The organism is Pedobacter sp. MC2016-15 (genome assembly GCF_026239695.1).
Taxonomy (GTDB): domain Bacteria; phylum Bacteroidota; class Bacteroidia; order Sphingobacteriales; family Sphingobacteriaceae; genus Pedobacter.
Genome location: NZ_JAPIVS010000007.1, coordinates 176,652 through 196,704 on the forward strand (window position 1 = coordinate 176,652; position 20,053 = coordinate 196,704).

The window sequence follows — 20,053 nt, forward strand, 5'->3', positions numbered from 1 at the left end:
CCTCCCGAACAACTATAATGCCGTGATTGGAGAAAAGAAATGATACTTTTGTCTTTTTATATTCCTAAAAACTATATGCAGTTAAAAGATCAGATTGAAGCCATCGCTAATACCTTACTTCCCAGTTTCCTACCCAAAGATCCTGAAGAAAAATCGCTGTCTTTCCATTTTACTCTACCTCCCGATTCAAGTTACAAAGTATATTTTGAAAAAGATGCCAAATCAAAATGGCAGTTTATCCGGTTTGAAGAGGCCACCCGCTAATGTCATCGCTATGAAATGATCCGCTGATATTCCTGTGGTGTTTGGGAATTTTTAAGGTGTTTTTTTTAAAAGGAATAGTAATTGCATAAATATGCAAAATAGAACCTTTAAATCACTTAATTAACGCAATCATTTGGAAAATACCTTCGGAAAGAATATCATCCCGCAGAACGAGCGACAGAGGCTTGAAAGCCTAAAAAAATATGACATATTATATACACTGTCTGAGCCAGTCTTTAACGAACTGGCGGCACTCGCGGCCATGAGCTTCGAAATGCCTATTGCTATGATCAATTTTGTCGATAAGAATAACGTCTGGACCAAGGCCAGCCAGGATGGCGAAACTGGACTTAACATAGAAAGAGGGACCAGTTTATGCGCTCTTGCGATTCTTAAGGACGAGGTTACCGTATATGAAGACGCTCTTAAGGAGCGCTGTTTATTGGCTAATCCATTTATTGCTGGTGAGCATGGATTACGCTTTTATGCTGCTGCACCAATTGGAACCAAAGAAGGGTATAATATTGGGGTAGTCTGTATTGTTGACAGGAAACCGAGGGACTTTGGCAGGGCAGAACAGGCCAAGCTGGAAAGTATAGCCCGCATGGTGGAGCTGGAGATAGAAAAAAGAATAAGCTGATTTTCCGTTATTTAGTGCAAATAAACTTTTTGGTATACGATTTATTGCCCACCTTCAGCACGATAAAATAAATTCCTGCTACATAGGAAGATGTATTTATCTGATGCTGGTAAATTCCCGTAAATGCCGATCTGTCATCCTGGTAAAGCACCTGCCCGGATATATTGATCAGTTTTACCTGCACACTGGTGTTCTCCGGAATGTTAGCGCTAACATTAATTTCATTTTTTGCAGGAACAGGGTAGATGACCATATTCAGCTCATTGTTACTTATCCCTGTTGTACTAAAGTTGCTATCCCCGTTGATACCGGTGATGAGGATGGAATAAGCTTGTGGCCCGCGTTTGAGCTGCCCCTTGTGCGAAACCTTAAACCTGTATACAGCTCCTGCGAGTGGATTGCTGATCAGCACCTGCTCTACATTATCGCGGGTATTGTCGCCTCTTATAGCTGCTGCAGCAGGATTTGCCGGGTCAAGCACCCAGGGGTTATAGCTTTCCGATCCATGTACTGCACGCAGGTCCAGGTCATTGATCAGCCGCGGAGTCCTGTTGTTCAATCCGTTTAACGAACTGATGGCTACTGCCTCGGGATCTGTCCAGCAGATGGTAGCTTTGATCGGGGATGTCCCTGTTGCCGTCACTTCCAGAAATTGCTGGTCCCCCTGAGATAAAATATTTTCCGCAATTTTAGCCCTTGTACCATTGTCCAGGATAGCCTGTGCAGCAGCTTCCATATTGAGCAAACCCCAGCCATAGCTGTAATCGGGGCCTTCTGCCGTTCCTGCATCCGTTGCAGTGCCTATTGCCAAAGCTTTCAACGTGGCTGAACGCATGAAATTATTGCCGTTTTTTTGACTGTAAAGCTCTTGGAGTAAGATCAGTGATCCACTCACATTGGGAGTAGACATAGAGGTGCCCGACAAAATGGTGTAACTGTTGTTTCCGGCATTGCTGGTAGAGGTTACACGTACCCCGTCAGCTACCAAATCCGGTTTTATCCTTCCGTCGTCTGTAGGCCCCCAGCTGCTGAAAGTGGTAAGCCTGATATTGGCTGCGGTATAGGGGCCATTTGCCAAAGGATTGATGGCACCAACAGTCAGAATATTCTTTGCTGTGCCATAGGTAGAAATGTTATCGTAACTATCATTACTGCTAATGCCTTCCGGCCGCGGACCCGCATTGCTCATCACCCGGCTGGCGTTATACCTGTAGTAATTTTCTCCAATCGCTGGTCCATTAACAGTCCTGCTGTTCCCGGCAGATTTTACCGGCAGATAATAGGGGGCATTGTAGCAGATCTTATCCCATTCTGAACATTCTGTATCATAATAGCCGAATTTATAATCTTCGTTTTCTCCAGGTGCGCCAAGAAACTCCCAGCGTTCCGGCGTAACACTTGTATTTTGCGACCAGCCTGCGGCCGTGCCGTAAGAATGGTTGGAGATCAGCAGTGTGGCCGCATTCGCAGACATTTCCGGGGTATCATTGTCAAAATTAAATACGTAGAGCTTAGGTAAACCAAAAGCCATTCCTCTGGCAATAGCATTGACACCGGCAGCGATCATTGTACCTGCAACATGAGTGGAATGGACAGCGGTAGTGGTCGTCTTGTCACGCACCTCAATGCGCCCGCCGGCAAACTCGACATGGCTGGCCAGTACGCCCTCGCTGTCCCAGATGGCTACCTTTCCCGCAGAAATACTGCTGCCGTTCAGTGAGAGTCCTAAACCTCCGCCAGTGTATAGTTTTGTAGTACGGGTGGTTCCAGCCGCAATTACATTATTGGTAGTGATATAATAAACGGGCAGTCCGCGGTCATCTGTCCGCTGCAGTCTGAAAATATTTCCGTCAGAACTTTCTCCGAAAGTTTTCCATCCCTTTTCTTTCGCTATTGCGAAAGCATTTGCTCGGTTTAGACTGGAAATATCGAGTAATGCGGCGCCATTTTCTTTGAGGAATGCAGAATTTGTTACATTTGGTCTGATGATTTCCTGAGCGTAAAGTGCATGATAATTCAGCCCGGCAACACAGAGTATACACCATACAAACCTTGTTAAGCCGCAATAATGAATCATAAATGGCTGATAATTTGCATGAGCGTTGAAATGGGTGTATCTCAAATTTAACTTTAATAACTATACAGATGAAATTTTATAAAGCTTTTTTATGTGGAGTAACGCTATTTGCAGCTACTGCCTGCACAGTAAGAAACGCGGGACAGACAGAACTGAAGGAAGGTATTTCCGGTCAGGTAACTTATGCGGAAGGGAATATGATGCCAGGACCGGGCCAGAAGGCAGCACCTAAGGGGATTCAGCGTACCGTGTTTATTTATGAAACCGCAACCGGGGCAGATGCAGAAGGGACGGCTCCCTTATTCACAGCAGTCCGCACCAGGCTGGTAGCCAAAGTTACAAGTGACACCGCCGGCAATTACTCCGTTAAACTCAAACCAGGAAGATATTCTGTGCTGACCGGTGAAGAAGAAGGAAAACTGTTCTCGTCCGTATCAAATGATAAAGGAGAACTCAGCCCTGCCGAAGTTCTCCCTAATGAGGTACTAAAGTATAATATCCTTGTGAATTACAAGGCCGTATATTAACAATCAAATGGCGTCACTTCTGCTGATCAGATGGTGATGCCTTCTTTTCTGAGGATATAATTAAAGATCCCTTCGATAGGCTTCTGCAATATCTTTCCAACACGTATACCATTTCTTTCACACACTCTGGTCAGTATATCCTGATAGTAGAACGAGATGGAACCCACAAAGTGGCAGGCGATAGTTTTATAGTCTTTAAAATCTTTGATATTGACATTGATAAATTCCTGAAATCCATCCTCAAGTACCTGCAGGATAAATGGATGTTCCCTGTTATCATACATGAAACGGCTGAATCCGGCGAGGTAGGTGTTTGGCAGTGGACGCTGATAAACATTGGTGATTACCGTTTCCTTATCAATTTCATAATCTTTTTCAAAAAGTGTTCTCAGATCTTCAGGCATTTGTTTGTACAAATAAGAAGTGATCATTTTTCTTCCGAAAAAGGTTCCGGATCCTTCATCCCCTAAGATATAACCAAGACCATAGTTGCTGTCGTAAGTAGATACACCATCAAAATATGAAACATTTGAGCCTGTACCCAGGATACAGATCAAACCTTTCTCGTCGCCGCAGGTAGCATATGCAGAACCAATCAGATCATTTTCAACACTGATAAATGCTTTTGGAAAAAATAATGATAAGCCATTGGAAATTACTTCATGTTTATCCGGTGTAGAGCAGCCTGCACCATAAAAATAGATTTCCTTTACTTCTTCAGCAAACTCACCCAGCATTTGAACTTTTGCCAGGACTTTATATATATCCTGTGCATTTAAAAAATATGGGTTGATACCCTGTGTGTTGAAACTAATTGTTTTCCCGGACTTGTACCCTAACCAATCAGTTTTGGTCGATCCGCTATCTGCTACTAAAATCATATACAAAAGTAACGACTTTATTGAACTTTTAATGTGCCGCTAACCTCTTTAAGATTGATTTCTGTTAGTTTCGCCTGATACTCAGCATCCAGAAAACGGATAATCGCATTTATGGAGTTTCTTTGCGCTTCACGCAATTCCAATGGCGTAATACTGCCTAAACGATACTTCTCAAAGGTAATATCCAGATTTTGTTTGGCCAGGTCTACATTGCCCGTCTCTACCTTCAGAAGATCCAGGTTGGTCAGGTAGTTCTGGTAAGTGGAGATGAGCAAAGCTTTTACATCTTGTCTGGTCTTATCGAGTGTCAGCTCTGATGAGTTAATCTCTACCTTGGCATTTCTTTCGTTCTGCCGCTGCAGGAAGCCGTTAAAGATATTCAGATTAGCGGTTAACCCATAAGTAAATCCATCAGCACGTGCACGGGTCGTAAATCCTGTTGGACTGGCACTTCTAGAAAACTGGTATCCACCGTTTACAGCTATCACAGGATAGCGTTGTCCTTTCACGGCCTTAAGGTTCAGGTCGGCCAGTCTTTTGTTGATAATGGCAAACTGCAGGTTGGGATTCATCTGCATAGTCTGTGTTTCCAGTTCTGCCAGTTTCATATTGCTTTCAATCTCGAATGTCTCATCAGCAATAAACGTAATATTCAGATCTCTCGCCATTAACTGGTTTAGCGCAACTCTTGATGTGTTGAGAATGTTCTTTTGCTGCAGGTAAGTGGTAGTATCGGTATTGAAATCTACCTTCGCCGTTACCACATCCAGTTTCGAGCCCCTGCCAATCTGAAGTTTGTTTTCGGCGATCACAACCCTTAACCGCGAAACTACCATGGCACTGTCTGTCGCTCTTACCAGCTTCTGCTGTCTCACTACCGCATAGTAAGCTTCTACGACATTTGATACGGTACTCAGAATAGTGGTCTTTGCACCAGCTTCTCCTTGTTTTTGTAGTTCTTTGAGGCGCTCATAGTTGGTAAACATCTGCAAACCATCAAAGATCGTCCAGTCCAATGCCGCACCATAACTCATGTTGGTGTTACGTACCCCCCTGGCTTCAATTTCTGCGCCTGTAGACCGGGTTTGTGTAGTGTTTTGTCTGCTGCCATTCTCACCGAATGTTCCCCCAAGCGTAGGCAGCATCCCTGCATTTCCGATGTTCACATTGTTTCTGGCAATAGCGACGTCATTAGTTCCCAGGCGTATATCAAAATTGTTTTTTAATGCAGTAGTGATTGCGTTTTCAAGCCTGAGCGTATCCTGCCCATTCACGATTTGTGTACAGCAGGTGATCAACACGGCCAACGAATAAAATATGTGTTTGTTCATTTGTCTGTAGTTTAGGCTGTGGCAGTTTCTTCAGCCAATGCTGCTTTTAGAGATCTTTCCAGTTCGGTGTTTGCTTTATGTTCCTTAGACCAGTATGAATAAATCGAAGGGATAACGAATAGCGTCAGCACCAGTGAGAATGTTGTTCCTCCCACGATGACGATACCCATGCCCATTCTGCTTTTGGCCGCTGCACCCAATGCCATGGCAATTGGCAAGGCACCGATGGCGATAGCGAGACTGGTCATCAGGATCGGCCGTAAACGTGAAACCGAAGCCTCTCTGATGGCATCCTGAACATTTTTACCCTCTTCCTTAAGCTGATTGGCAAATTCTACAATCAGGATACCGTTTTTGGTTACCAGTCCGATCAGCATGATCGTACCGATCTGACTGAAAATATTCCAGCTTTGTCCAAACAACCAGAGCGACAGGAATGCCCCGGCAACAGCCATAGGTACGGTTAAAATAATGATCACCGGATCTTTAAAACTTTCGAATTGTGCAGACAGGATCAGGTAAACCAGCAGTAAGGCCAGACCGAAGGCAAAAAGCGTATTGGAAGAACTCTCCTTGAAATCCCGAGATTCGCCACTTAGGTCGGTCGAGAATGATTCATTCAGGATCTTTGCGCTGATCCTGTCCATGGCCTCGATGCCGTCGCCAATACTTTTTCCAGGTGCCAGACCCGCAGAAACTGTAGCAGCAGTAAAACGATTGTTTCTGTACAGCTGCGGCGGACTACTCTCTTCCTTCGCGGTTACCAGGTTGTCTATCTGTATGAGCTCACCCTTGTCACTGCGCACATACACAGAGCTGAGGTCTAAAGGATCTTTACGGTTACCACGGTCAAACTGGCCGATTACCTGGTACTGCTTTCCATTCATAAAGAAGTAGGAGAAGCGCTGACCACTCAGTCCGAGTTGTAGTGTTTGAGCTATGGCCGATACCGACACGCCCAGGTTCTTCGCTTTGTCGCGGTCGATCGTCAGGTTGATCTCTGGCTTATTGAATTTCAAATTCACATCAGATACCGTAAAGGTTGGGTCTTTACTTACCTCATCCATAAACAATGGTACCTTCTCGCGCAGCTTCTCGAAGTTCTGTGCCTGGATGATATAACTGATCGGCAGTCCACCGCGGCGGCCTACAGATATCGTTGGCTGCTGGGTAACTACTACTTTTCCTTCTGAATATTTTCTGGTGATCCTGGTCAGCTGCGCCGCAATCTCTTCCTGCGAGCGTTCACGCTCACCCGGGGGACTAAGACCAATTCTTACAATACCGCTGTTCACAGAACCGGAACCTCCAAAACTTGGTGAACTGATGGTGATCAGTACTTGTTTCTCTGGTACAGAATCCTGGATCATCTTGGTGATCTTCATCACAAAAGCGTCTGTATAATCAAAAGATGCACCCTCTGGTGTACTGATATTCATGCTGATCAGGCTTCTGTCATCATAAGGTGCCGTTTCCTTTGGCAATACCTTCCAGAATAACACAATCATCCCTACGCAGACCACAATGATAGGCACCGCAAGCCACCTTCTTTTGAGGAATTTGTCCAGGTTTTCTGCATAATTATCATTGAGTGCCACAAAATAAGGTTCAGACCAGTTGTAAAAACGTGATTTGGTGTGCCCTGTGCTTTTCATCAGGTACGCATTCAGCATCGGAGTCAGCGTGAGTGATACAAAAGCAGAGATCAGTACGGCAGCACCAATTACAATCCCGAATTCCCGGAACAGCCTGCCGACAAATCCTTGCAAAAATACTACCGGTAAGAATACCGCGGCAAGCGTGATAGAGATGGAGATAACGGCAAAAAAGATTTCATTGGAACCCTTAATAGCGGCTTCAAAAGGAGAGTATCCTTCCTCCACCTTCTTGAAGATATTTTCTGTGACCACAATTCCGTCATCTACTACCAGACCTGTAGCAAGTACGATGGCCAGCAAACTCAATACGTTGATGGAAAATCCACAGACGTACATAATGAAAAATGTGAATACTAGCGAAACGGGGATATCAATCAAGGGGCGTACAGCAATTGCCCAGTCGCGGAAGAACAGGTAAATAATGATAATTACCAGTATCAGTGAAAGTATGATCGTCTCTGCCACCTCTGTGACAGAAGTTTTAATAAACTTGCTGTTGTCAAGCGAGATATTCAGCTTCATATCCTTCGGGATATCCTTTTTCAGCTGCTCAAATCTTTTGTCAAATTCTTTTGAAATCTCCAGGTAATTGGCACCGGGTAGCGGAATCAGAGCTACAGACACCATCGGCCGTGCCGACTCCCGCAGAATGGTTTCTTCATTCTCAGACCCAAGCTCCGCATAACCCACGTCCTTTAACTTGATCACATTGTTTACATCATTTTTTAGGATCAGGTTATTGAACTGGTCTTCGTTGGTCAGCTTGCCCAGTGTTTTAACTGTTAGCTCCGTGCTTGCACCTGTAATTTTACCTGAAGGAAGCTCTACGTTCTCATTGTCAAGAGCGGAAACGATATCCTGAGAAGTAAGACCATATGCAGCTAATTTGTTAGGGTCAATACGTATACGCATTGAGTATCTCCTTTGTCCCTGGATCTGCACAGCACTCACGCCCGAGATGGTTTGAATGCGCTCTGCAATTACGTTTTCTGCGTAGTCGCTCAATTCCAGTGCATTTCTTTTATCGCTCTGCACCGTCATGGTGATGATCGGATCGGAGTTGGCATCCGCTTTACTGACTACAGGGTTGCCGTCGATATCTTTTGGTAAGCTCCTTGCTGCCTGTGAAACTTTATCACGCACATCATTGGCGGCTTCTTCAATATTTTTGTCCAGATTAAACTCGATAGTGATATTACTGCTTCCCTGGTTACTGGATGAGGTAATGTTTCTGATCCCGTCAATGCCGTTGATGGATTTCTCCAGGGGTTCTGTAATTTGTGATTCAATGATATCAGAATTCGCTCCAGGATATGAAGTACGTACGTTTACAACTGTAGGATCAATATTCGGGAATTCCCTGACCCCCAGGAATGTGTAGCCTATGACCCCAAAAAGGAGGATCATCAGGTTCATCACTATCGCCAGAACAGGTCTCTTTATACTCGTGGTAGATATACTCATTTCGGTATGTTTATTATTTAACCACAGACACTTTTACTGGTGCATCCTCTTTAAGAGTCATGGCACCGGTAGTTAAGACAGTATCACCTGCAGACAGGCCGGAAGTGATCACGATATTCGCATCTGTACGTGTTCCGGAATGAACCTCAACTTGTTTAGCCTTGCCGTTTCTACTGACAAACACCGTTTTTCCTTTGAGTACAGGGATGATAGCCTCGTTGGGAACAAGAATGGCATTTTCAACATTGCTCAATACCAGTGATACCTTGGCAAATGAGCCCGGTAACAGTTCATTGTTATTGTTTTGTGCGAGCGCTTTGATCTGCAAGGTACGGGTCTGGGCATTGATGCCGGGCTCAATGGCGAAAACTTTACCGGTATAAATCTGGCTGCTGCCATCTGTACGGAAGGTAATGCTGGAGTTCATTTTGATCTGGCCCATATATTTTTCAGGAACAGAGAAATTGACTTTCACTGGATTGGTGCTCAACAGATTTGCAATCACGGTGGTTGGAGTAATATATACGCCGACAGATATGGAACGCAAACCAATTTTACCGCTGAAAGGAGCGATGATCGATGTTTTTGCCAGTTGTGCCCTGATCAGCTGGCCCTGTGCTTTCAGCGATTTCAGGTCGGCCAGGGAAGCATCATATTCTTCCTGACTGATAGCGCCTTTGGCGAGCAGCTGTTTCGCACGGTTTTCATTGCTGGCAGATAAATTTTGTTTGGTCAGTGCCTCCTGCAGCTGTGCCTGTATATCGCGGTCATTAATTTTTACCAGTACACTTCCCTTACTGACATTGCTGCCCTCTTTGAAAAATATGCCTGTAACCAAACCTGAAACTTCACTTTGAAGTGATACAGATTCATTGGCTTCAATAGTTCCGGTAACATCCAGGTTGTTGGCAAAAGACGCAGGTTTGATAACGATGCCGTTTACCGCAAAACTTTGTGTTTTACCACCTTTAGCACCAGCTCCGGCACCCGATCCCTCCATCTTCTTATTGGTAGTAATACGGTGATAAACAAGGTAAACAATCCCTGCAAAAAGTAGGGCATAGACAAGGTATTTCAGTTTCATATGTGGTTAAGGGAGCGATTAAGTGAAAACAAAAATATTCAAATAACTTCTCGAATGGTACTTGTATTAAGGATGTTACAGCTAATATATTATTTTAACCCTCAGCGAATGTCATATGTTTTAAATTTGCCCAAAAAATAAATATGAATTTCAAAAATATAGGCTTGCTGCTGCTGGCTCTCACCCTGCCTTTTCTAGCCGCAAAGTCACAGGTCAAAATTAGTTACGAGGTAAGCTTTAAACAACCGCAAACACATTATGCTGATGTTGAAATGAATCTTTCAGGTCTTTCCAAACCTTATATCGATGTGAAAATGCCGGTTTGGACACCAGGGTCATACCTGATCCGCGAGTTTTCAAAAAATGTGGAAGGCTTTACAGCCAGTGCCGGAGCATCTGCGCTTAAAGTAGAAAAAGTGAAAAAGAATACCTGGAGAGTATATAGCAACAGTGCGAAGTCGGTAAAAATCAATTATAGTGTTTATGCTTTTGAAGTATCTATACGCACTCCTTTTGTTGATGCCAGTCATGCTTTCCTGTCATCAACGGGAATTTTTATGTATCCTGATCAGCATCTGGCAGCATCCAGCATTGTGAAAATCGTGCCTTTTACGGGTTGGAATAAAGTATCTACCGGTTTAGAGCCTGTAGCCGGCCAGCCTTTTACCTTTACCGCCAAAAACTTTGATATTCTTTATGACAGCCCACTCGAAGTAGGAAATCAGGAAGTTTTTGAGTTTATGGCCGCCGGTGTTAAACATACCGTTGCTATGTATGGAGGTGGAAAATACAATCCTGAGCGCTTAAAAAAGGATATGCCTAAAATTGTTGAAGAGGCTACAGCCGTATATGGAGAAAATCCAAATCAGCACTATACCTTTATTGTGCATAACCTGTCCAGGGGCAGCGGCGGACTGGAGCATTTAAACTCTACCGTGCTGGGAGTAGGCAGGGATAGTTATGCTACAGAAGAGGGGTATCATTCTTTTTTAGGACTGGTAGCACATGAATATCACCACCTATGGAATGTAAAACGCCTGCGTCCTGTTGCCCTGGGGCCTTTCGATTACGAGAATGAAAATTATACGACCAATCTATGGGTAGCTGAAGGATTTACCTCTTATTATGAAAATAAATTGATGCTGCGTGCAGGTTATCTTAGTCCTGATGATTTTGCCGCCGAACTCATAGGTAAGGTTGCCAATATTATCAATACTCCAGGCGCGAAGATAGAATCAGCTGCAGCCTCCAGTTTTGACGCCTGGATAAAATATTACAGGCCTAATGAGAATTCCAATAATTCTACTGTTTCTTACTACAGTAAAGGAGAGGTAATTGGTTTGTTGCTCGATCTTGAAATTATCCAAGCTTCCAAAGCGACAAAGAGCCTCGACGATGTGATGAAAGCTATGTATCTGCAGTGTAAAGCCAGCGGTAAAGGTTATACTGATGCTGAATTTAAAGCTATGGCGGAGAAAGTAAGTGGTACCAGCATGAATGATTTCTGGGATAAATATGTCAATGGGGTATATCCAATCGAGTATGCAAAGTATTTTGGATACGCCGGCATCAAAGTGCAGAATGAATACGAAGGTACAAATCTGCCGTACCTGGGCATCGCTGCCCGGGGGACTAATGGTCATTTGATTATCGGGGCAGTTTCACGGGATTCCGGCGCCTGGAAAGACGGACTCAATGTAGGTGATGAAATCAACAGTGTTGATGGTGCCGAAGCTGAGCCTTCAATCGCCGGAATGTCAGTATTGCAGCAGAAAAAGGTGGGAGATGTGGTGACCTTTAAGGTGAAAAGAGACTTGCTTGATAGGGAAATCAAAGTTACCCTGACGGCGAATCCTAACGTGCGCCTGGTGCCTTCTATGGCAGAGGGAATTACTGCAGATCAGCGAAATGTGCTGAAGAAGTGGATGGGACTCAAATAACCTTGGTCTGGTAAAAGATTTGATCAAAAAAAAGCTTGGCATCAGTAGGAGGCCAAGCTTTTTTTTTAGAAAGTGAAACGCAGTGACAGTCCCACGCCTGAAGCGTCAAAGTCAGTATCTGGAGCCAGCTGGATAGCAGGTTTCCAGTCCAGCGATAAGTTTATAGGCGCATCAGCGAATTTATAATCCAAACCTAATACTCCGTCAACAGACAGGTAAAGATCGCTTGAGTTATATGGTCCGTATTCATATTTTACAGAACCGATACTCGCACCACCACCATAATACCAGTTTAATCCCGGTGCATCAGTAATCGGAAGATAAACCTCGTACAAACCCGTAACTCTGAAATACTTATAATTGTTATTTGATCTGAAGTTGGCAATCAGATCCAGCATCTTGTTTTCACCAAGCGTAGTCTTAAACGTAACCCCGTTAGCAGCGCCAAAACGACCACCGATAGCATTGTCATAGCCCTGAGCTTTTGAAGTTGAATGGATTGCGAGTGTAGCGATAAACGCTAAACAAAGTATAGTAAATACTTTTTTCATATGTTTTGATTAAGTTGTTTATGAAATTCTTGTTAACAATTATTGTGCCGTGTGTGTTATTGTTTTATTACACTAAATTATTTATTAGATTTGATTATAGCTGTTTAACCAATATAAATCTGAATGTATGCCCGAAAACATAACCCGAGTATTTGATTTGCTCAAATACAGCTTGGAGAAATATCCAAAAGATGAATTCATTAGCGGCAAGATTAAAGGCGTGTGGAAGAAATACAGCACGAAGGATTTTTGTGATACTGCAGATCAGCTCAGCAGGGGTTTGATCCGTTTAGGTGCAGTAAAAGGTGACAGGATTGCTGTCATGTCACACAACAGACCCGAATGGAATATTACTGACTTTGCCATTACCCAGATCGGGGCATATCAGGTGCCTCTTTACCCGACATTACCGGAGCACGACATCAAATTTATACTGGAAAATGCCGAAGTAAGCATCCTTTTTGTTTCTGATGACGCCCTCTATCAAAAAGTGCACTCAGTATTGGAGAGTCTTGATAGGTCTGTCAAACTTTATACTTTTGAAGATATCTCGGCTGAAACTAACTGGATGGAGCTGGTAGCCGACGGTTCATCACATCAGGACATTGATCTTGAACCATACCGTGCTGCGGTGGATCCGGGAGATATACTGACATTGATCTACACTTCCGGCACCACAGGAACACCTAAGGGGGTCATGCTTACGCACAATAACCTGATTTCAAACTTTAAAGCAGGATCTATCCTGATCCCGGCAGGGGTAAAAAAAGGACTGAGCTTTTTACCTTTGTGCCATGTATATGAACGCATGATCATCTATATGTATATCTATAAGGATGTAGCGATTTATTATGCTGAAAGTATGGAAACGATTGTGGCCGATATCCAGTTTGTTAAACCAAATATATTCTGTACCGTTCCCCGTCTGCTCGAAAAAGTTTATGATAAAATCATAGAGAAGGGCAAGGCCCTTACCGGAATAAAGAAACGCCTCTTCTTTTGGGCACTGGAACTGGGAGAGCAGTATGAAGTGAATAAGGACTGGTTTTATCAGTTTAAACTAGGTATTGCCAGAAAACTGGTGTTCTCAAAATGGAGGGAAGCCCTGGGTGGTGAGGTTGTTGTTATCGTCTCAGGGGGCGCCGCATTGAGCCCGCGCTTAAACCGGATCTTCTGGGCTGCCGGTTTGTTTGTAGCGGAGGGCTATGGACTAACAGAAACCTCTCCGGTGATCAGCTCCAACTGCCTTGAAAGGATGATGTTTGGCACCGTTGGGCATCCGCTTAAAGATGTGGAAATAAAGATTGCAGCTGATGGAGAAGTGATTACCCGCGGACCGCATGTGATGAAGGGCTATTATAAGCGGGACGATCTAACAGCAGAAGCTATTGATGCAGATGGTTGGTTCCACACCGGCGATATTGGTGAGCTGGTAGGGGATGGTTTTCTGAAGATCACTGACCGTAAGAAAGAGATCTTCAAAACCGCTGGCGGCAAGTATATCGCACCGCAGCTACTTGAAAATAAATATAAAGAATCTACACTGATAGAACAGATCATGGTGCTCGGCGAAAACCGCAAGTTCCCATCGGCACTGATCGTCCCTAATTTTGCAGTGCTGAAAATATGGTGCGAAAATAAAGGTATCCCATACATCAGCAACGAAGAGATTGTCAAAGATCCACAAGTGCTGGAGAAGTTTAACCAGGAGATCATCAATGGCTCTGTAGAATTTGGCAAATGGGAGCAGGTAAAACGCTTTGCCCTGCTTGCTAAAGAATGGAGTATTGAAGGCGGCGAGTTTAGTCCAAAACTGAGCCTTAAACGGAAGGTAATCCTTGAAAAGAATAAGGAGCTGATAGAGAAGATGTACAAGGATGCCGAAGATTATAAAGGCGTACACTGACAGAAGCTGAGCCTGCCAGTGCCAGAGTATATGATGTCTCTCTGTCTATCATAACGATCATGTTACAATGATTACATTCGTAATTTGAACTACAGTTTAATGTGTAAATAACCCTAAGAAGGGCTTTAAAGGCGTATTTTTTAACTTGGTACAGATATTGCATCGCAAGAGCAAATACGGGAACCAAATTAACATTAGACTCATATTATGAAACAACAATTATTTAAATGTCTGCCGGTAGCTTTAGCTGCCCTATTTGTTGGTGGTGCTGCGCAAGCGCAAACACAAACACCAGCAAGTACTTCAGCGACTCAGGAGTTCAGTACCTGGTCGATCGGTGTAAACGCCGGTGTACTTTCACCTCTTTCACCTCTTGGTGGTAAGAACGATTTTTCTAACTGGAAGTCAAGCTTTGGCTACGGCTTATCAATTAAAAAACAATTTACGCCATACTTCGCCCTGAAACTGGACGGAATCAGAGGTAAATTAAAAGGAGATAACTCTGAACCTTATGAAAGTGGTCAAACGGTAACAGGCGGAAATTCTGCTTATGAAACAGACCTTTCTTATGCAGCTACATTAAGCGCACAGGTGAATATGTTTAACATTGATATGTTCCGCAAACAGGATGTGCTGCAATTATATCTATCTGCAGGTGCTGGTTTAGCTGGTTATAAACCAACTGTTACTGATGCCGCTGGGGCAACAACTGATTTCGCAGGTGGTAAATCTATCAGCGAACTGGTAATCCCAGTTGGATTAGGTGCTAAATTCAGAGTTTCTGAGAAAATCAATTTTGACCTGGGATGGTCAGTGTATTTTGTTGATGGTGATAACCTGGATGGTACTTACCGCAACAATAACAGTGATAAATTCAACTATGCACACGCAGGTTTAGAGTTTGCGCTGGGTAAAGGAAAACAATTGGCATATCACAATCCGGTAGCAGCTACGTATGACGAAGCTGTTGCGGCTAAACAACTGGCGGGTTCACTGAAAAGTGACCTGGATAACCAAAAAGCTGAAAATGCTAAGCTCAGATCTGAAATGGACGACCTGCTGAAAGATTCAGATGGTGACGGGGTTGCAGATAAATTGGATAAATGCCCGGGTACACCAGGAAATACTGTTGTTGATGGTGCAGGGTGTCCTTTAGTAACTCCTAAACCAGTAGAGAAAGTAATCATTACTGAAGAGGATCGTCGTGTGGTTAGAGATGCGATTAAAAACTTAGAGTTTGATTTAGGTAAAGCTACCATCAGATCTAAATCGTTCCCTACTTTAAACCGTGTTGCTAATCTATTGGTAACTAAAAACTTTAGCCTGAAATTAGCTGGTCATACAGATAACACTGGTTCTGCAGCGCTGAACATGAGATTATCTAAAGAAAGAGCTGAGTCAGTTAAAGCTTACCTGGTTTCTCAGGGTGTAAATGCATCTAGAGTTGAAGCCACAGGTTACGGCTTGACACAACCAATTGCAACCAATAAAACTGCAGCTGGACGTCAGAAAAACAGACGTGTAGAGTTTACTTTATACTAGTAGATAAATAGCTTGAAAAAGCCGCCGGGGTTTGTCCCCGGCGGCTTTTTTTTTGCTGTTTTTTTTCTTGCATCCAAACATATTATTAATTAGCTTTGTTATGCAAGCATAGTATTTTAATGAGACACGAAGAAACTATTGATTATTTATTGAAGGTTGTTTGGCAGAACATGTCGAACACCTATAACCAGATTGCTTCCGGATTTGGGATTACCCAGGCTATTGGATATGTGCTGATTAACATTGACAAAGAAGGTACAGCTGTTACCCAGCTGGCAGGTCTTCTGGGGGTTAAAGCCACCAGCTTGTCGCGCATCCTGAACAGTATGGAAGAGAGTGGTCTCATCTACAGGGCTGCCGTTCCATCCAACAAAAGATCAGTAAGGGTATTCCTTACGGAATATGGTACAGAGAAGCGGCAACTGGCTAAAGGCGTAGTCAGGTCGTTCAACGAATACCTCAACAGTAACCTCAGTGTCCAGGAAAAAGAGGCTGTAGTGAAAACGCTGCAAAAATTGAATCAACTTACTTTAGCATATACAGTAACTACAGAAAATGATGAACAAAAAGATAAATAAGGTAGCTGTCCTGGGTTCCGGAATTATGGGCTCACGTATCGCCTGTCACTTTGCGAATATAGGAGTAGAAGTATTATTGTTAGATATTGCAGCTAAAGAATTGCTCCCCGAAGAGCAGTCTAAAGGTCTGACCCCGGAACATCCCGCTGTAAAAAACCGGATTGTAAATACTGCATTGCAGAATGCAATCAAGACCAATCCATCACCAGTATATACGAAAAGCACGGTCAATAAAATCAGCACAGGTAATTTTGATGATGATATGGCTAAAATCGCCGGTGCCGACTGGATCATTGAGGTTGTGGTGGAGAATCTGGATATTAAGAAGAAAGTATTTGAACAGGTTGAGCAGTTCCGTAAACCGGGAACACTGATCAGCTCCAATACTTCAGGCATTCCTATTCATCTGATGGCAGAAGGCAGGTCGGACGACTTTAAAGCTAACTTCTGCGGTACACACTTCTTTAATCCCCCACGCTACCTGCGTTTATTGGAAATCATTCCCACGCCAGATACAAAACAGGAAAATATAGATTTCCTGATGCATTATGGGGATAAGTTCCTGGGTAAAACTACTGTCTTATGTAAAGATACGCCAGCATTTATCGCCAACAGGGTAGGTGTATATGCGATTATGGCCCTGTTACATCTTGTAGAAAAGCTGGACCTCACAGTAGAGGAAGTAGATAAATATACCGGTCCGGTGCTAGGCAGACCTAAATCGGCTACGTTCCGTACTTCTGATGTGGTGGGATTGGATACGATGATTAAGGTTGCAAAAGGGTTGTACGATAATTGCCCTGACGATAAAGCACACGATTTATTTAAACTTCCTGCCTATGTGGTAAAAATGGAAGAGAAGAAATGGTTGGGCGATAAAACGCAGCAGGGCTTCTATAAAAAAACTAAAACTGCCGATGGCAAAACGGAGATCCTTGCGCTGGACTTGAAAACGCTGGAATACCGCCCGCAGGAAAAGGTAAAGTCAGCTACACTGGAACTCACTAAGCCTATTGAAAATGTAAGAGAGCGCATGAAGGTCTTTGCCGCTGGAAAGGATAAAGCTGCAGAGGTATTCCGACATTCCTTTTTCGGCCTTTTCGAGTATGTGTCAGACCGGATTCCGGAAATTTCAGATGAGTTGTTCAGGATAGACGATGCCATGCGCGCAGGTTTTGGCTGGGATCTTGGGCCATTTGAAGTATGGGATGCAGTGGGTATTGCCAGTTCGCTCGAAGGAATGAAAGCCTATGGTCATGAGGCAGCAACATGGGTACATGAAATGCTGGCGGCAGGAAATACCTCCTTTTATAAAGTGGAAGACGGGATTAAGAAGTATTATGATATTCCCTCCAAAACGTATCTGCCGCTGCCAAATGCAGATGCATTTATTATCCTTGACAATATCAGGGCTGCAAAAACGGTCTGGAAAAACTCTGGTGCTTCAATAATCGATCTTGGTGACGGTATTCTGAATGTAGAGTTTCATTCGAAGATGAATACGATTGGGGGCGACACCTTGCAGGCCATCAATAAAGCGATCGACCTGGCAGAGAAAGATTACCGGGGTTTGGTCATTGGAAACGATGGAGCCAATTTTTCTGCAGGTGCCAATGTAGGGATGATCTTTATGATGGCTGTAGAACAGGATTGGGATGAGCTGAATATGGCGGTGAGATCTTTTCAGAATACGTCGATGAGAATCAGGTATTCTTCTATTCCTGTAGTGATTGCGCCGCATAACCTGGCGCTGGGTGGGGGCTGTGAGTTTAGTCTCCATGCCGATCACGTTCAGCTGAATGCAGAAACCTATATGGGACTGGTTGAGTTTGGCGTCGGACTTATTCCAGGTGGTGGAGGTTCCAAAGAATTTGCCTTGCGTGCCTCAGATGAATATAAGGAAGATCAGATCGTACAGAATGTTTTGAAAGACCGTTTCCTCACGGTAGCGATGGCAAAAGTTTCTACCTCTGCCGAAGAAGCCTTTGAACTGGGCTATCTTCAAAAAGATAAATACTCAATTTCCATGAACCGCAGCAGGCTGATTGCCGATGCGAAAGCAAAAGCTATTGAGCTGGCAGATGCGGGATATACCAAACCTGTACAGCGTAAAGATATCAGGGTGCTGGGTAAACAGGGACTAGGGATTGTTTATGCCGGGGCGAATACGATGTACTCCGGAAATTACATCTCAGAACACGATAAAAAGATGTCCGAAAAGTTGGGTTATGTGATGTGCGGCGGGGATCTTTCTTCACCCACGGAGGTCACTGAGCAGTACCTGCTGGATCTGGAAAGGGAAGTTTTTCTGTCGCTCTGTGGAGAGAGAAAAACACTGGAACGTATCCAGAGCATTGTCACCAAGGGTAAACCTTTACGTAACTAATTCATCAATTTAATCAGAAAAATCATGCAGGAAGCATATATCATAGCAGGTTTACGCACCGCAGTAGGCAAAGCGCCACGTGGGGTATTCCGATTTACCAGGGCCGATGATCTGGCTGCTGAAGTTATCAGACAGCTGGTAGCACAGGTGCCAAACCTGGATAAGGAACAGATAGATGATGTGATCGTAGGAAATGCTACCCCTGAAGCGGAGCAGGGCCTGAACATCGGCAGGATGATATCGCTGATGGGACTGGATACGGATAAAGTTCCGGGAGTAACAGTTAACAGGTATTGCGCATCCGGACTGGATACCATCGCTACTGCCGTGGCAAAAATCCGGAGCGGAATGGCCGATGTGATCATCGCCGGTGGCGTAGAAGTGATGTCGGGCATGCCATTCGGTGGATGGAAGGTGGTGCCGAACGCGGATGTAGCAAAGAAGAATCCGGACTGGTACTGGGGTATGGGACTTACCGCAGAGGCCGTAGCTGCTGAGTACAAGGTGAACCGTGAAGACCAGGATGAGTTTGCCTACACCTCTCACATGAAGGCCATTGAGGCGATTAAAAATGGTCACCTGAAAGCGGGAGTGGCCCCAATTACAGTGACCGAGAACTATCTGGATGCTACCATGAAGAAAAAAACACGGACTTATGTAGTAGATACCGACGAAGGGCCACGTGAAGATACAAGTCCGGACAAACTGGCAAAACTCAAACCTGTTTTTGCAGCAGGTGGAAGTGTTACTGCGGGAAATTCCTCGCAGACTTCTGACGGAGCTGCCTTTGTGCTGGTGGTTTCTGAAAGCAAGCTGAAGGAGCTCGGTGTTGATCCTATCGCAAAACTCGTTGGATATGGCGTAGTAGGTGTGCCGCCGAGGATCATGGGCATCGGCCCGATAGACGCGATCCCGCTGGCACTGAAAAAAGCGGGATTAAAACTTGAACAAATAGACCTGATAGAGTTGAATGAAGCTTTTGCATCTCAATCCCTGGCAATTATCAGAGCTCTGGATATCAACACTGAAAAACTTAATGTAAACGGGGGTGCGATAGCACTTGGACATCCGCTGGGATGTACCGGAGCAAAGCTTACAGTACAGATTTTTAATGAACTGAAACGCAGGGAAGGGAAGTATGGAATGGTGACGATGTGCGTAGGAAGTGGGCAGGGTGCTGCGGGAATTTTTGAAATGTTATAATCAAAAGAACTAAATATAAAC

General features: G+C 44.2%; 15 protein-coding genes. 9 read left to right on the plus strand and 6 right to left on the minus strand.

What is annotated here, in order from left to right; genetic code table 11:
- Positions 1–75: 75 nt before the first annotated feature.
- Together OQY15_RS19425 and OQY15_RS19430 are read left to right on the plus strand one after the other, a co-directional pair.
- Positions 76–264 (plus strand): hypothetical protein, encoded by a 189-nt coding sequence (locus tag OQY15_RS19425; protein ID WP_265793588.1) that lies wholly within the window; start codon positions 76–78, stop codon positions 262–264.
- Positions 265–397: 133 nt separating this feature from the next.
- A complete protein-coding gene (locus tag OQY15_RS19430; RefSeq protein WP_265793589.1) occupies positions 398–904 on the plus strand; it encodes a GAF domain-containing protein in 507 nt (168 codons plus the stop codon).
- 7 nt (positions 905–911) lie between these two features.
- On the opposite strand, the gene OQY15_RS19435 is transcribed toward OQY15_RS19430, so the two are convergent.
- The gene (locus OQY15_RS19435; protein WP_265793590.1) at positions 912–2,981 is read right to left on the minus strand and encodes a S8 family serine peptidase; all 2,070 of its coding nucleotides are present in this window, start codon (positions 2,979–2,981) and stop codon (positions 912–914) included.
- A gap of 68 nt (positions 2,982–3,049) precedes the next feature.
- Between OQY15_RS19435 and OQY15_RS19440 the strand changes: the two genes are divergently transcribed.
- The gene (locus OQY15_RS19440; RefSeq protein ID WP_265793591.1) at positions 3,050–3,508 is read left to right on the plus strand and encodes a hypothetical protein; all 459 of its coding nucleotides are present in this window, start codon (positions 3,050–3,052) and stop codon (positions 3,506–3,508) included.
- Positions 3,509–3,534: 26 nt separating this feature from the next.
- Here OQY15_RS19440 and OQY15_RS19445 read toward each other — a convergent pair whose 3' ends face one another.
- The 4 genes from OQY15_RS19445 to OQY15_RS19460 are packed head-to-tail and all read right to left on the minus strand — an operon-like array spanning position 3,535 to position 9,926.
- The gene (locus OQY15_RS19445; protein ID WP_265793592.1) at positions 3,535–4,389 is read right to left on the minus strand and encodes an N-acetylglucosamine kinase; all 855 of its coding nucleotides are present in this window, start codon (positions 4,387–4,389) and stop codon (positions 3,535–3,537) included.
- Positions 4,390–4,406: 17 nt separating this feature from the next.
- The gene (locus OQY15_RS19450) at positions 4,407–5,720 is read right to left on the minus strand and encodes a TolC family protein (RefSeq protein WP_265793593.1); all 1,314 of its coding nucleotides are present in this window, start codon (positions 5,718–5,720) and stop codon (positions 4,407–4,409) included.
- 11 nt (positions 5,721–5,731) lie between these two features.
- A complete protein-coding gene (locus OQY15_RS19455) occupies positions 5,732–8,842 on the minus strand; it encodes an efflux RND transporter permease subunit (RefSeq protein WP_265793594.1) in 3,111 nt (1,036 codons plus the stop codon).
- A gap of 13 nt (positions 8,843–8,855) precedes the next feature.
- Positions 8,856–9,926, minus strand: coding sequence for an efflux RND transporter periplasmic adaptor subunit (locus OQY15_RS19460; RefSeq protein ID WP_265793595.1), 1,071 nt, complete (start codon positions 9,924–9,926; stop codon positions 8,856–8,858).
- A 143-nt stretch (positions 9,927–10,069) separates the two neighbouring features.
- Between OQY15_RS19460 and OQY15_RS19465 the strand changes: the two genes are divergently transcribed.
- The gene (locus tag OQY15_RS19465) at positions 10,070–11,866 is read left to right on the plus strand and encodes a PDZ domain-containing protein (protein WP_265793596.1); all 1,797 of its coding nucleotides are present in this window, start codon (positions 10,070–10,072) and stop codon (positions 11,864–11,866) included.
- Positions 11,867–11,931: 65 nt separating this feature from the next.
- On the opposite strand, the gene OQY15_RS19470 is transcribed toward OQY15_RS19465, so the two are convergent.
- The gene (locus tag OQY15_RS19470; RefSeq protein ID WP_265793597.1) at positions 11,932–12,417 is read right to left on the minus strand and encodes a hypothetical protein; all 486 of its coding nucleotides are present in this window, start codon (positions 12,415–12,417) and stop codon (positions 11,932–11,934) included.
- Positions 12,418–12,544: 127 nt separating this feature from the next.
- Here OQY15_RS19470 and OQY15_RS19475 point away from each other — a divergent pair, with 127 nt between their 5' ends.
- From OQY15_RS19475 to OQY15_RS19495, 5 genes are all read left to right on the plus strand, one after another.
- Positions 12,545–14,323: a long-chain fatty acid--CoA ligase gene (locus tag OQY15_RS19475; RefSeq protein ID WP_265793598.1), complete on the plus strand. Its 1,779-nt coding sequence runs from the start codon at positions 12,545–12,547 to the stop codon at positions 14,321–14,323.
- 207 nt (positions 14,324–14,530) lie between these two features.
- Complete coding sequence (locus OQY15_RS19480) at positions 14,531–15,865, plus strand: OmpA family protein (RefSeq protein ID WP_265793599.1); 1,335 nt, start codon at positions 14,531–14,533, stop codon at positions 15,863–15,865.
- Between the two features lie 119 nt (positions 15,866–15,984).
- Positions 15,985–16,443, plus strand: coding sequence for a MarR family transcriptional regulator (locus OQY15_RS19485; protein WP_265793600.1), 459 nt, complete (start codon positions 15,985–15,987; stop codon positions 16,441–16,443).
- Positions 16,424–18,829 (plus strand): 3-hydroxyacyl-CoA dehydrogenase/enoyl-CoA hydratase family protein, encoded by a 2,406-nt coding sequence (locus OQY15_RS19490; RefSeq protein ID WP_265793717.1) that lies wholly within the window; start codon positions 16,424–16,426, stop codon positions 18,827–18,829. Before OQY15_RS19485 ends, OQY15_RS19490 begins: the two co-directional genes overlap by 20 nt.
- Positions 18,830–18,853: 24 nt before the next feature.
- Positions 18,854–20,032, plus strand: coding sequence for an acetyl-CoA C-acyltransferase (locus OQY15_RS19495; protein ID WP_265793601.1), 1,179 nt, complete (start codon positions 18,854–18,856; stop codon positions 20,030–20,032).
- Positions 20,033–20,053: the final 21 nt, after the last annotated feature.

Coding starts and splice junctions, on each gene's coding strand:
- OQY15_RS19425 (WP_265793588.1), top strand. CDS start 76: ATGCAGTTAAAAGATCAGATTGAAGCCATCGCTAATACCTTACTTCCC.
- OQY15_RS19435 (WP_265793590.1), bottom strand. CDS start 2,981: ATGATTCATTATTGCGGCTTAACAAGGTTTGTATGGTGTATACTCTGT.
- OQY15_RS19440 (WP_265793591.1), top strand. CDS start 3,050: ATGAAATTTTATAAAGCTTTTTTATGTGGAGTAACGCTATTTGCAGCT.
- OQY15_RS19445 (WP_265793592.1), bottom strand. CDS start 4,389: ATGATTTTAGTAGCAGATAGCGGATCGACCAAAACTGATTGGTTAGGG.
- OQY15_RS19450 (WP_265793593.1), bottom strand. CDS start 5,720: ATGAACAAACACATATTTTATTCGTTGGCCGTGTTGATCACCTGCTGT.
- OQY15_RS19455 (WP_265793594.1), bottom strand. CDS start 8,842: ATGAGTATATCTACCACGAGTATAAAGAGACCTGTTCTGGCGATAGTG.
- OQY15_RS19460 (WP_265793595.1), bottom strand. CDS start 9,926: ATGAAACTGAAATACCTTGTCTATGCCCTACTTTTTGCAGGGATTGTT.
- OQY15_RS19465 (WP_265793596.1), top strand. CDS start 10,070: ATGAATTTCAAAAATATAGGCTTGCTGCTGCTGGCTCTCACCCTGCCT.
- OQY15_RS19470 (WP_265793597.1), bottom strand. CDS start 12,417: ATGAAAAAAGTATTTACTATACTTTGTTTAGCGTTTATCGCTACACTC.
- OQY15_RS19475 (WP_265793598.1), top strand. CDS start 12,545: ATGCCCGAAAACATAACCCGAGTATTTGATTTGCTCAAATACAGCTTG.
- OQY15_RS19480 (WP_265793599.1), top strand. CDS start 14,531: ATGAAACAACAATTATTTAAATGTCTGCCGGTAGCTTTAGCTGCCCTA.
- OQY15_RS19485 (WP_265793600.1), top strand. CDS start 15,985: ATGAGACACGAAGAAACTATTGATTATTTATTGAAGGTTGTTTGGCAG.
- OQY15_RS19490 (WP_265793717.1), top strand. CDS start 16,424: ATGAACAAAAAGATAAATAAGGTAGCTGTCCTGGGTTCCGGAATTATG.
- OQY15_RS19495 (WP_265793601.1), top strand. CDS start 18,854: ATGCAGGAAGCATATATCATAGCAGGTTTACGCACCGCAGTAGGCAAA.